The sequence below is a fragment of the Vibrio sp. 10N.261.46.A3 genome (genome assembly GCF_041472995.1).
Lineage (GTDB): Bacteria > Pseudomonadota > Gammaproteobacteria > Enterobacterales > Vibrionaceae > Vibrio > Vibrio coralliirubri.
This window is the reverse complement of the sequence record NZ_JBFRRH010000094.1, coordinates 61173-74534: the sequence shown is the minus strand read 5'-3', so window position 1 is coordinate 74534 and position 13362 is coordinate 61173. Positions and strand designations below refer to the sequence as shown.

Below are 13362 nucleotides of genomic sequence, written 5' to 3'. Positions count from 1 at the left end.
GCCCGGGGCACCATCTATTTTATTGTTACCTCGCTTGGTATTAATCAAAAGAGTTGTTCTCTTAAAACACTATTGAAGGCGCCTTGGCAGAGTGGCTATGCAGCGGATTGCAAATCCGTGGACCTCGGTTCGACTCCGGGAGGCGCCTCCACTATTCAAAGTTGAAAGGCCAGCAGAAATGCTGGCCTTTTTGCTATCTGAAATTCTAAACCCTCATGCTATCTCCAAACTCCCACGTATGCTCTAATCCATAGCACCTCTAGGAACAAGCCATATCAGCTCATTTTTGTGCCGGTCTTTTGCTTGTATAAATCTATCATTCACTAAATAACCAACAGCATCTGTTAACTCGTTGTGCCGTTTGTGAGTGGAATGAGTGGGGAGTGGAAAAGGGCGACTGTCTTTTGCGTCATTAAGTTCTTCATATTTATACATAGTTGCTCATGATCCTGTAACGCTTTCATGAGTTATTACACTTATTATGACCACAAATGAAAATGATTGTCATTTAACTACGTTACTGCTAACCTATTGTGAAACTTTACAACATCTAATCTAATGCACGAAAGTGTATATAAAACCCCGCTAAACCTTATTAAATCTACGGTTATTCGTTTGCTTCGTATGATAAATCAGCAGATCTACCTCTTTTGTCCTACCCCTTTAGGGTAGTTCGATTTCGTAATTGATTTACATCATATTTTCATTTTCTTTCATAATTCATTATTCGCTCAGTTAAGAAATATATAACCTTCAGGAATTCTTATGAGCAAGATGAAGCTAGTCGTAATCGGTAACGGGATGGTCGGCCATCGCTATATCGAAGATTTAGTCGAGAAGACAGATGTTGCAAACATGGACATCACGGTGTTCTGTGAAGAACCACGTGTAGCCTATGACCGTGTACACCTTTCTTCTTACTTTTCACACCACACTGCAGACGAACTTTCTTTAGTTAAAGAAGGCTTCTACGAGAAACACGGCATCAATATGCTGATCGGCGAACGTGCTATTAACGTTAACCGTGAAAAGAAAACAGTTTACTCAAGCACTGGTCGTGAAATTCAATACGACAAACTTATCCTTGCTACCGGTTCTTTCCCGTTCGTACCGCCAATTAAAGGCAACGAAGGTAAAGACTGTTTCGTTTACCGCACAATCGAAGATCTCAAAGCTATTGAAGCAACCGCTAAGAACTCAAAGTCTGGTGTGGTAGTTGGTGGCGGTCTACTTGGTCTTGAAGCGGCAGGCGCACTAAAAGCACTTGGCGTGACAACACACGTTGTTGAGTTTGCTCCTAAGCTAATGGCTGAGCAACTTGATCAAGCGGGTGGTAACCAACTTCGTCAAAAAATCGAACGTATGGGCGTAAACGTACATACAAGTAAGAACACGCTTGAGATTGCTCCTGAAGGCACTGAAGCTCGTAACGTAATGCGTTTTGCAGACGGTACAGAGCTAGAAACTGATTTCATCGTATTCTCTGCTGGTATTCGCCCACAAGACAAACTTGCTCGTCAAATGGGTCTAGGTATTGCACCTCGTGGCGGTATCGAGATTAACGATCACTGTCAAACGACAGACAAAGATATCTACGCTATCGGTGAGTGTGCGTCTTGGAACCAAACGTTCTACGGCCTTGTTGCTCCTGGTTATAAGATGGCGACGGTAGCGGTTGATCACGTTGTTGGTAACGAAAGCACATTTGAAGGTGCGGACATGTCTGCGAAGCTTAAGCTTCTAGGCGTGAAAGTAGGTTCTATCGGTGATGCAAACGGCCGTACTCCTGGTTGTAAGAGCTACGTTTACCAAAATGAAGAGTCAGAAGTTTACAAACGCCTAATCGTATCTGAAGACAACAAGAAGCTTCTTGGTGCGGTAATGGTTGGTGATACGTCTGACTACGGCGATCTTCTTCAGCTAATGCTGAATGAAATCGACCTACCAGAGCACCCAGATGCATTGATTCTTCCTGCTCATGCTGGTGCTGAAAAGCCAACACTTGGCGCGGACTCTCTTCCTGAATCTGCAGTTATCTGTTCTTGTTTCGATGTAACTAAAGGCAAGATTGCACAAGCTGTTGCTGAAGGTCACCACACCATTGGTGATATCAAAGCAGTAACAGGCGCAGGTACGGGCTGTGGTGGTTGTATTCCACTTGTGACTTCAGTACTGAACGCTGAACTTGCTAAAGCTGGTGTAGAAGTGAAGAACGACGTATGTGAGCACTTTGCTTACTCTCGCCAAGAGCTTTTCCACTTGATTCGTATCGAAGAGATCAAAACATTCGACGAGCTACTAGAGAAGTACGGTAAGGGCTACGGCTGTGAAGTATGTAAGCCTCTAGCGGGTTCTATCCTTGCTTCTTGCTGGGGTGAGCACATCCTTAAGCCTGAACTAGTGAAGCTGCATGATACCAACGATAACTTCCTAGGTAACATGCAAAAAGATGGTACTTACTCTGTTATCCCTCGTATGGCGGGTGGTGAAGTAACACCTCAAGCACTAAGTGTTCTTGCTGATGTTGCGGCTGAATACAACCTGTACACCAAGATCACGGGTGCACAACGTATCGGTCTATTCGGTGCTCAAAAAGATGACTTACCAGCAATCTGGAAGAAGTTAATCGCAGCAGGCTACGAAACTGGCCAAGCTTACGCAAAAGCGCTTCGTATGGCGAAGACATGTGTTGGTTCTACTTGGTGTCGTTACGGCGTTCAAGATTCAGTTGGCCTAGGCGTGATGATCGAGAACCGTTACAAAGGCATCCGTACTCCTCATAAGATGAAGTTTGGTGTGTCTGGTTGTACTCGTGAGTGTGCTGAAGCTCAAGGTAAAGACTTAGGTATTATCGCAACTGACGCGGGTTGGAACATGTACGTATGTGGTAACGGTGGTATGAAACCTCGTCACGCAGACCTACTTGCAAGCGACTTAGACCAAGAAACGCTAATCAAGTACATCGACCGTTTCATGATGTTCTATATCCGCACGGCTGCTCCACTGCAACGTACTTCTGTATGGATGGACAACCTAGAAGGTGGTGTTGATTACCTACGTGAAGTGATTGTAGACAACAAGCTTGGCATCAATGACCAACTTGAAACTGACATTGCTGGCCTAGTGGATAACTTTGCTTGTGAGTGGACAGACACAATCAACGACGAAGCTCAACTTAAGCGCTTTGCACACTTCATCAATGCTGATGACCGTGATGAAAACGTTGTGTTTGTTGATGATGGCCGTGAACAACACCGTCCAGCGACATTCACTGAGAAACACCCTGAAGCGAAGGGCGATATCCTTCACGTTGAACTGGTTTAATTGGGAGACGACATCATGGCATTTACCAAAGTTTGTAAGATCGAAGACATTATCCCAGGTACAGGTGTTTGTGCATTGGTTGGTGGTGAGCAAGTAGCTGTCTTCCGCCCAACTAAGGCTGAAGAAGTATTCGCGATTAGCAATACAGACCCATACTTCCAATCTAACGTGTTATCACGTGGTCTGATTGTTGAGCACAAAGAAGAGCTTTGGGTGGCAAGCCCACTTAAAAAGCAACGCTTTAACCTAGCAACAGGTGTGTGCATGGAAGACGAGAACTTCAACGTGAAAGCGTACAAAGCTCGTGTTACCAAGGGTGCTGTAGAAATCTCTGCTTAATCTTCGGATGAGTAAGATTTGATAGTTCAAGGGTTCTAGTTCTCGATATTGCCTTAACTCGGTAACTAGAGCCTTTTCCTATCCAATTTTAACTTTTAATTTTACTTTTTTAAGGACAACATTATGTCTCCTGATTACAAACCAGCTGAATTCGTTCAAACGATGATTGATGTGGGTGAAGCGAAAACTAAAACAAGTACTCGCGATCTTCTGATTCGAAGCACTATGGCTGGTATCATCCTTTCTCTAGCGGTTGTTGTTGCAATTACAGCAATGGTACAAACAGGCATTGGTCTTGTTGGCGCACTAGTGTTCCCAGTTGGCTTCGTGATTCTAAGTGTGATGGGTTATGACCTAGTAACTGGCGTTTTCGGCCTTGCTCCTTTGGCTAAATTCGACAACCGTCCAGGCATCACTTGGGGCCGTATCTTACGTTGTTGGGGTATTGTTGGTCTTGGTAACCTTATCGGTTCTTTGATTGTTGCTTTCCTAGTGGCTGTTTCTTTAACAGGTAACTTCTCTCTAGAGCCAAACGCTGTTGCTCAAAAGTTCATTGCTGTATCTACAGGTCGTAGCTTAGGCTTTGAAAACATGGGCATGGACGGATGGATCACGTGTTTCGTACGCGGTATCTTCTGTAACCTAATGGTATGTCTAGGTGTGATTGGTAACATGACTGCTCGTACAGTGTCTGGCCGTGTAGCAATGATGTGGTTCCCAATCTTCATCTTCTTCGCACTAGTGTTCGAGCACACAGTAGTAAACATGTTCCTATTCCCACTAGGTATGATTCTTGGCGCTGATTTCGGTATCGCGACATGGTTGAACTTCAACCTTATCCCAACAATCCTAGGTAACATCGTTGGTGGTCTACTAATGACGTGTGTTCCTCTATACCTAACTCATGCTAAAACAGCACCTTCTCTAGGCGCTAAGTAATTAGATAGCTCTAGGTTAATGAGCAACTAATAATGTGTGTTAAGCCCCAAGCTGTTGATTTGGGGCTTTTTTGATCTTAACACTCTCTACTTTTGATAACGGTGCACCTAAGGCGAGCAATGTGTGCTTGATGATGGTGCAAATGTCAGGGTTTTCCAACGTAATAGATTGTTTTGTTATATAAACTTCTATCTTGATTAGAATTAATCGTGAAGTTTTATGGCAACAACTGATAGTCTAAGAAGTAGGGATATTGGTGATTCATACAACGATGAATCGTCATACAGAATTAAGCTTGAAATATAACAAGCTAACTTTCGGAGCAAAGCATGTCAGAAGTATCGCCATCGAATGTTAAAACAGGAAACACAGGATTTGTTTCATTAGTAGGTGCCGGTCCGGGCGACCCAGACTTACTTACGTTAAAAGCGGCACGAGTGATTCAACAAGCAGACGTTTTGGTTTATGACCGCTTGGTATCAAAGGATATCTTGGCGATGGCTAACCCAAAAGCGGAAATGCTGTATGTGGGTAAAAAGCTCGATCATCACTGCGTACCTCAAGATCAGATCAACCAACTATTGGTCACTAAAGCACAAGAGAATAAACATGTAGTACGCCTTAAAGGTGGAGACTCATTTATCTTTGGTCGTGGCGGGGAAGAGTGTGAAACACTGGCTGAAAATGACGTTAGATTTGAAGTGATTCCGGGCATCACAGCTGCTGCAGGCGCAACGGCTTATGCGGGCATCCCATTGACGCACCGTGACCACGCGCAAAGCGTTCAGTTTATTACCGGTCACCTTAAGAAAGACGGCGAAGATATTGACTGGCAATCTCTTGCTCAGCACAACCATACGATCGTGTTTTACATGGGCTTGAAAGAGAGTCCAAACATTCAGAAAAACTTACTGGATAACGGTATGCGAGCGGACATGCCGGTTGCGATCATCGAAAACGGTACGCGCCAAGAACAGAAGGTGTTTCGAGGTGGGTTACGTGATTTGGCTGACCTTGCCAGCGTCGCAAAGAGCCCAGCGCTGATCGTTGTAGGCAGCGTGGCTCAGCTCCATGAAAAACTTTCTTGGTTTAACAAACAAGCTTGATCGTTTGACGTTCTAGTTGGCTCTATAAGCCACTACTGAGCTCATCAAGAATCAAATACTGCAGCGGCTGCCTTGTCGCTGCATTTCTTGTTGGCGCATCGGCATTTCGTCAATGATATTGGTGATCTGTTTCCAATCTGTTTTGCCACTCCATCGGTGCTTCTCTTTTCCATCTTTACCAATCAAAACTGCGGTATGAGATCCTTTCGGGATCTCGTAAATATTGGTAACGGCCTCTAAGTTAAACTCTTCTTCTAGCCAAGTCGGGACTGTGTAACCACTCTCTGCAATGACCATAATGACGACATCTCGTTCGTCCAATTGACAGTTATTGAGCAACACTTCATTCAGAAACTCTTTAACGACTGAATCTTCCTTTGGAGCGAAATAAATCACACTGCGGTGCGGCAAAGGCTTTGAGTGAGAATAGGTGGGGTAGGCGAGTACTGAGTTGATGGTTAAGCTCATGATTAATACCGTGCTGATGGTCAGTAGTTTAAGCAAACTAAACCAGATACCAGAGTTTGATGGTTGATTCGAAGTTTGCACCGCTTTGGTCGTGTCGATGCTTACGTTCGATTTGTGTTTTTGTCGGTGCAGCATTGCCAACCTCCCTTTAAAAGCTCTAAGCCTGAGTACGATTTGAATACTACGTAGAGAAGAAGGTGAAGATCAGACCCACCTAAAAAACGTTCAAAACAAATCCACTTACAATAAGCATAGTTAGGATTACGTTAAAGACACTTAGCTTTACGCTAAACATATTAGGTTTACGTTAACGATAGCTGGCAGGTTCATTTTTATTGAGTAAAGCGGCTCGCATTTTACAATTGAATAGAATAGGGTATACGGAAAATCTAAAGGTATGAATTTATGGAAAACATAGCAATTTTGGTCGACGTTCAGAACGTTTACTACACGACGCGCGACAAATACCGTTCTAACTTCGACTATAACCAGTTTTGGTATGTTGCCACGGAAGGGCGTAACGTTGTTGCAGCTAATGCTTACGCAATCTCAAGCCAAGATCCAAAGCAGCGTCAATTTCACCATATCCTTCGTGGTGTGGGTTTTAATGTGAAATTAAAGCCGTTTATTCAGCGTCGAGATGGCAGTGCAAAAGGCGATTGGGATGTGGGTATTGCGTTAGACGCGATTGAACTTGCTGAGACGGTTGATACGATTGTTTTGGTATCAGGAGACGGTGATTTCGAAATCCTTGTAGAGCGAATCAAAGAGCGTTTTGGCAAGCCTGTTGAAGTGTATGGTGTTCCGGGGTTAACTGCTCAAAATCTTATCGATTCTGCCTCAAAATTTGTACCGATTGAAAAAGATTTTCTTCTATAAAGGAAATCGGGCACTTTATAATTGAAATCAATAATAACGATAATTAGAATGCAAACAGTTCTTATTTATCGGTGTGTGTAATGTCTCGCGTTTTAGTTGTAGATGATGATATTCAGTTGTGTGAATTACTGGGTGAAGTGTTAGAAAATGAGGGGTATCACGTTGATACTGTTCATTGCGGTGAATCCGCACTTGAGTTTATTCAAACTCATCCTGTCGATTTGGTTCTACTCGATGTAATGCTTCCGAACCTAAGCGGCATTCAAGTAGCAAGACGTATTTGTCAGCGTTTTGCTACTCCCATTCTTATGCTAACCGCACTTAACGACGATGCCTCAATGCTCGATGGCTACCAAGCAGGCGCCGACCAGTACATCGCTAAACCTTTCAATGTTCCTGAACTCTTAACCCGTATTAAGGTGATCTTGCGCCGAGTGGGTTTTGAACGCCAAAGACAATCTTTAGCTTCCTCTAATCACGGCTTGTGTGAACAACTCTCTCGTTTGCCATTAACTGGCACTGAAAAAGACTTGCTAGATTATTTGGTTAAAAATGACGGTATTGTTGTGTCCAAATCTGATTTGCAAATCCACGTACTCAAGAAAGAATTGTGTCCCTTCGATCGTAATTTAGATATGCATATCAGCAATATACGTAGAAAGCTCGTTCAGGCAGGTTTGTCTAAACAACATATTAAAACCGTTCGTGGTAAAGGTTACAGTTACCTAGAGTCGGTAGGAGCATGAGTAAAAAACTGCTGCGTTGCCCTGATTTTATTGCTAAGCGCAAAGACGGACTCACTTTCCAACTGTTCAGTTACCTGACCGTAATTCTGGTGAGTATTTTGATCCTGCAAGGTGTCGCTGAAAGAGCCTTGATGAAAGCGCTGCTTAAAGTGCCAGAATCGGTAAAAGCGGAGATGCTCGACCTTGCTTACCAAGCGAATGTGTTGATCGAAGAAGGGGACATGGATGAACTCGCGGACTGGGGTAATGCTCAGCAGTATTATCTGTTCGTCATCGATAAAGACAATCGTCCGATCACACATCGTCACATGCACCCGCATTTTGAATTTAAGCTCAAATACTTAAGAACGTTAGATCACCAACTTAGTGATCGTGTGAGTAAGCCGATCTTCGGTCTACCACTGGATAACGGTAAAACACTGGTTATCCAACTACCGCACCAGTTTCACCCCGCAAAATCTTTTGCGCCATACTCCTATATGCTTAAAGCATTGATTGCATTGGTCGTATTGTCTCTGTTCTCGATTATCATGGCCAAAAGCCTTCAGCAACCGTTGGACCGATTGAGAGAAGCGAGCCGCAGACTGGCTCAAGGTGACTTTACGGTCAGTGTGGTGTCGGAGTTGAACTCTACCACGCGTGAATTCAACGAGCTTGCACATGATTTTGATCATATGACCTTTGAGATTAAATCTCTGGCTGAAAAGCAACGTCGTTTGATTCGTGATGTCTCACACGAGTTAAGAACACCATTAGCAAGGCAAAACCTCGCACTACACCTGCTGCGCAGCAAGGTTGATGATAAAAGCATTGGTTTGCTAGAACGAATGGAAAATGAAACAGAAGAGATGAACAAGCTGGTGGGTGAGATACTTGAATTTAGCCGTTTAGAAACCTCTCGCTATGACTCCAAGTTAAGCTTAATGCACCTTGAGCACTATTGTTCAATGTTGATCGCGCAGATGCAAAACGATTTAAAACCGAATCAAACTTTGATTGGTTCCCTTGAGACGCCGACATCAATGGTGAACGTTGATGAGAGGCTACTGCTTCGAGTGATTGGCAACTTGGTCGGGAATGCCATTAAATACGCGGGTGAGAACGCTCATGTCGTCGTGACTACATACGAACAGGTCATAGATAAACGTTACAGTGTCATATCTGTAGAAGACGACGGTGATGGCATTCCTGATAACAAGATTGCAGGTATATTCGACCCTTTTACACGAATAGAATCAGCCCGAGACAAACAGTCTGGCGGTTACGGTCTAGGCCTTGCGATTGTTAAAGAAGCGATGGGTGTGATGAATGGCCATGTAACCGCTGAGAATAGAGAAGGTGGGGGATTGAGAGTGAACTTGATGTTCCCAATCGGTGATTAGCTTTCCCTATTGATAATTACCTTAAATTGATAACTGTCCCAACTCAGTAGTACTGACTTAAGCGATACCGAATAAAAAACGCCACTGCATCTGCAGTGGCGTTTTTCTTTATGCGCTTTGATATGAGCTAGGCGTAGCCATTAATTACGCCAGAACTCAAAGACAAGAGCATCAGATAAGCGAGATTATGTCTGTTGGCGAGCTAGCTTAACTTCTTCTTCCTTCTCACCTGCTGCAGGGTCGTTGAAGCGAGACTCATCAAGAGCGCCTTCAGACTTAGCAACGATGATAGATACGGCACTATCACCTGTGATGTTTACAGCGGTACGAATCATATCAAGAAGGCGGTCAACACCCATGATTAGAGCAATACCTTCAAGCGGTAGACCCACTTGGTTCAATACCATCGCTAGCATAACAAGACCAACACCAGGGACACCTGCAGTACCCACAGACGCCAGTGTCGCCGTTAGGATAACCATTAGGTAATCACCCATTGAAAGGTCGATGTTGTACGCTTGCGCGATAAACGCCGTCGCAACACCTTGCATGATTGCAGTGCCGTCCATGTTCACAGTTGCACCTAGTGGTACTGTGAAAGAAGCGACTTTGTTGTCTACGCCCATGCGGTTCTTAGCTGTTTCCATTGTTACTGGAATTGTTGCGTTCGAAGATGCCGTTGAGAATGCAAACATGATTGCATCTTCCATCTTACGTAGGAACGTAATCGGACTAAGACCTGTGAATCCTTTAAGCATCGCACTGTAAGTCACCAAGCCGTGCAACAGCAGGGTACCAGCAAGCACTAAGAAGTATTCTGCTAGGTTCCAAATTGCACCTAAGCCAAGGCCAGAGAACAGTTTCGCCATCAAGAAGAATACGCCGTAAGGAGCAAGGTTCATTAGTAGCGCAACTAGCTTCATGATCACTTCGTTTAGATCAGAGAAAACTGCAGCGATACGTTCACCGGGTTTGCCCGCCGCACTGATTGCGATACCAAACAACACTGCAAATACGATAACTTGTAACGTTTTGCCCTCAGCCATCGCCTGAATAGGGTTGGTTGGGAACATGTCGATGATTACTTGGCCCAGAGAAGGGGCATCCGCTGATTTGAAAGAGCTCGCAGCAGTAAGATCCGCACCAGCTCCAGGTTGGAACAGGTTACCGATAGTTAATGCTAGAGTGATGGCAACAGCAGTAGTACCGATATAAAGTGCAAGCGTTTTGCCACCCATACGGCCAAGAGTTGATAAGTCTTTAAGAGAACTTGTACCGCACACTAGTGAAACGAAGACTAGAGGCACAACAAGCATTTTTAAACTGGCGACAAAGATTTGTCCGCCTACTTCAAAGAGTCCGTTAACGATGTAGTTGTTAACAAATCCGCTGTCTGAAAAAAGGGATTGAATGGCGAATCCCGTTAATATACCTACGACCATACCGAGGATTACTCGACCAGTCAGAGACATAGGTTTCTTGGTATTCATTTAGAACACTCCTTATTATTTATAACTTTGATACCTTTTCAAAGTGAGCAGGAGATTAGCAGTCGGTTGTTCAAATCGAAAAACAAAAAATGAGTTTGGAATTATAGATGTGATCAAAATCACTGATAATTTCGTCAATTAAACAAAACTAAACAAAACAATTCACCATAAATTTACATTTATCGAGAGTTTTATACATAAGACTGCCGTTTCAAAGGTAGTAAATAAGAAGAGACAATTTTCTTATCAATCTGGCCACCTTAAATAGGCCGAGCTAATAACGCTGTTTCAAAAGATTTGACATCGATAACCACTTTTTAGCGTAAATGCTCTCTAACCATTTGTATTAAATTGGTTTTGTTTAACTTTATAAAAACGCCTCCCCGACACGCCTTTACAAAACTTTACGAATGCAAAGAATGTAAATTTAATGCAAATGGTAATAGTTATCACTTATATTCTCTGTCGGAATAATTCAGTGGTACCGGAAACGGTTCAGCGAGCACATCGAATAAATAACAAAGTGCTCGTCTAAAAGAATAAAAACGGAGTAAAGGACATGTTTTCAAAGAGCCCATTGGCTTTAGTGATCGGCGCAGTATTAGCTTCACCAGCAGTATTGGCAGAAACAGTAAAAACAGACGAGCATATGGTTGTTGAAGGTCGTGACTACGGTTATAAAGCCGACACGAACACAACAGCAATGCGCATGGAGGCGACTCAATTAGAGACTCCGGGACAAGTTTCAGTAATCGATGAGCAAATCATCGATGAACAGCGTGCAACAACGCTTGGTGACGTGCTTAAGAATGACGCGAGTGTAAGTGCTGGCGGTACAAGCCGTAACCGTGAACGTTTCTCTCTACGTGGTTTCTCGGTAGAAAGCTCTTCGGGCTTCCTTAAAAATGGCCAGCAACATTGGTCTCACTACCGCCAACCAATCGAACTGCTAGAGCGTGTTGAAGTACTTAAAGGGCCTTCTGGTCTTCTTTACGGTATTTCTGCACCAGGTGGTTTGATCAATATGGTAAGCAAGAAGCCAACTTACGATACGCAAGTAAGTGTTAGCCAAGATATTGGTTCTAATGACCATTCTCGTACAACGGTAGACGTAAGTGGCGCTTTGAACGACGCTGAAACTCTACGCGGTCGCGCGATTCTATCTAAAGAAAGCTACGGCTCTTGGAGAACTTATGGTGACGGAACTGAACCACAAACAGAACGTTTTGTTGGTGGTGTATTCGTCGATTACGATGTAACTGAAGACGTGACAGTTTCTGTTCATTACGACAAAACTAACGACGAAGGTAGCGTAGATTCTGGCGCTTTATACACGCTAGACGGCAACCGAGTAGGTAGCGACAAGCACATCTGGGATGCACAGTGGTCACAGATCGAGAATGATGTTGAGAATGTTGGTTTTGATATTGCTGCTAACCTGACTGACACATGGTCTTTAAAGACAGGTTTCAACTACCAAGATTTCGAACGTATCGATATGGAAAGCTACCCAAGCTTTAAAAATATGAACCCTGATGGTACGGGCACCGTGACTCAAGGCGGTAACTACCGTCATGATAAATGGCGTTTCAGAACGGCTTACGTTGATCTAACAACAACCGCTGATCTTGCGGGCACAGAGCATCAACTATTATTCGGTGCTAACTGGTTAGGCTACAGCTATTACCGTGGTATGGATCGCTTCAGCAGCGCTGAATACGCACCAGATGCAACAGTACCAGCGCCGTCAGTGGGTCCAACATCGCTAGGTAAGATGAGTACTTACGATACTTGGGGCTTCTACATCCAAGATTTGATTACTATTAATGATGAATGGCAAGTTCTTGCGGGTGCTCGTTTCGACCGTAAAGTAAGTGATGGCGTTGCAGAAGAAAACGTTGCACCTAAGCTTGGCGTAATTTACCACCCAGCATCAAACGGTAGTATCTACGCTTCTTACTCTGAAAGTTTCGAACCACAAGGTGTTGTTTCAAGCGGAAGTCGCAACTACACCAACGATGGTGAACTTCTTGACGCAGCAACGGGCGTGTCTTACGAAGTTGGTACTAAGTGGGAACTGATGGACGAACGTCTATTCGTTTCTGGTGCGGTATTCGATATTACCCAAGAAAACATTTCAATGGATGTAGAAGACACTTCATCAGGCGATTGGACGAAGACACAAGGTGGCGAACAAGTTCACCGTGGCGCTGAGCTAGCCGCACAAGGCTTTATTTCAGAGCGCTTCTCAATGTCTGGTTCTGCAATGTACTTAGATGCTGAAATCACGAACCATGAAACATATGAAGGTAACCGTCCTGTAGACGTACCTGAGTTCGCAGCAAGCGTTTGGTCTACTTATGCAGCAACAAACGAAGTGGATGTGAACCTAGGTCTTATCTACGAAGGTTCTCGTTACGGTGATAGCGCGAACACATTCAAGAAAGACGGCTACGCTCGTGTAGATATGGGTGCTGCATACACGCTTAAGTACGACGATTCTCTTGATTTCGTAGCGCGTCTAACAGTCGAGAACGTATTTGATAAAGAATACCTAGCGGGTGGCGGTTCAACGTCTTCAAAACACCAGTTTGCTGAAGACGTAGTAATTGGCGAAGGCCGTAACTACATGGCGACTTTACAGGTAAAATACTAATTTGTTAGTAGGGTACTATTGTTAGCCTAAATA

The 13362-nt window shown here is 44.0% G+C and carries 10 protein-coding genes and 1 tRNA gene; 9 read left to right on the top strand and 2 right to left on the bottom strand.

Annotation, left to right across the window (positions count from 1 at the left end; all coding sequences use genetic code 11):
- Nucleotides 1-77 precede the first annotated feature (77 nt).
- From AB4484_RS20275 to cobA, 5 genes are all read left to right on the top strand, one after another.
- Nucleotides 78-151, top strand: a tRNA-Cys gene (locus AB4484_RS20275).
- A gap of 614 nt (nucleotides 152-765) precedes the next feature.
- Nucleotides 766-3324 (top strand): nitrite reductase large subunit NirB, encoded by a 2559-nt coding sequence (gene nirB / locus AB4484_RS20270; RefSeq protein ID WP_123285627.1) that lies wholly within the window; start codon nucleotides 766-768, stop codon nucleotides 3322-3324.
- Nucleotides 3325-3339: 15 nt separating this feature from the next.
- A complete protein-coding gene (nirD, locus tag AB4484_RS20265) occupies nucleotides 3340-3663 on the top strand; it encodes a nitrite reductase small subunit NirD (protein WP_048662836.1) in 324 nt (107 codons plus the stop codon).
- Between the two features lie 123 nt (nucleotides 3664-3786).
- Nucleotides 3787-4602 (top strand): formate/nitrite transporter family protein, encoded by an 816-nt coding sequence (locus AB4484_RS20260; protein WP_017062558.1) that lies wholly within the window; start codon nucleotides 3787-3789, stop codon nucleotides 4600-4602.
- 329 nt (nucleotides 4603-4931) lie between these two features.
- Entirely contained in the window at nucleotides 4932-5708 is a 777-nt protein-coding gene (gene cobA / locus AB4484_RS20255; RefSeq protein ID WP_372080058.1) for a uroporphyrinogen-III C-methyltransferase, read from the top strand.
- 51 nt (nucleotides 5709-5759) lie between these two features.
- Here the strand turns inward: cobA and AB4484_RS20250 are convergent, their stop codons facing one another.
- Nucleotides 5760-6311 (bottom strand): DUF4174 domain-containing protein, encoded by a 552-nt coding sequence (locus tag AB4484_RS20250; protein WP_372080056.1) that lies wholly within the window; start codon nucleotides 6309-6311, stop codon nucleotides 5760-5762.
- A 270-nt stretch (nucleotides 6312-6581) separates the two neighbouring features.
- On the opposite strand from AB4484_RS20250, the gene AB4484_RS20245 reads away from it, so the two are divergent.
- The 3 genes from AB4484_RS20245 (at nucleotide 6582) to AB4484_RS20235 (ending at nucleotide 9183) form a co-directional block, all read left to right on the top strand.
- A complete protein-coding gene (locus AB4484_RS20245; protein ID WP_004731130.1) occupies nucleotides 6582-7055 on the top strand; it encodes an NYN domain-containing protein in 474 nt (157 codons plus the stop codon).
- Between the two features lie 80 nt (nucleotides 7056-7135).
- Complete coding sequence (locus AB4484_RS20240) at nucleotides 7136-7801, top strand: response regulator transcription factor (protein ID WP_019822797.1); 666 nt, start codon at nucleotides 7136-7138, stop codon at nucleotides 7799-7801.
- Nucleotides 7798-9183 carry a sensor histidine kinase gene (locus AB4484_RS20235; protein WP_048668964.1) on the top strand — a complete coding sequence of 462 codons (1386 nt, stop codon included), beginning with the start codon at nucleotides 7798-7800 and terminating at the stop codon, nucleotides 9181-9183. The genes AB4484_RS20240 and AB4484_RS20235 overlap by 4 nt, the downstream gene beginning before the upstream one ends.
- A 185-nt stretch (nucleotides 9184-9368) precedes the next feature.
- Here AB4484_RS20235 and AB4484_RS20230 read toward each other — a convergent pair whose 3' ends face one another.
- The gene (locus AB4484_RS20230) at nucleotides 9369-10673 is read right to left on the bottom strand and encodes a dicarboxylate/amino acid:cation symporter (RefSeq protein ID WP_372080054.1); all 1305 of its coding nucleotides are present in this window, start codon (nucleotides 10671-10673) and stop codon (nucleotides 9369-9371) included.
- 559 nt (nucleotides 10674-11232) lie between these two features.
- On the opposite strand from AB4484_RS20230, the gene AB4484_RS20225 reads away from it, so the two are divergent.
- Nucleotides 11233-13329 carry a TonB-dependent siderophore receptor gene (locus AB4484_RS20225; protein ID WP_372080053.1) on the top strand — a complete coding sequence of 699 codons (2097 nt, stop codon included), beginning with the start codon at nucleotides 11233-11235 and terminating at the stop codon, nucleotides 13327-13329.
- The last annotated feature ends 33 nt before the right edge of the window (nucleotides 13330-13362 follow it).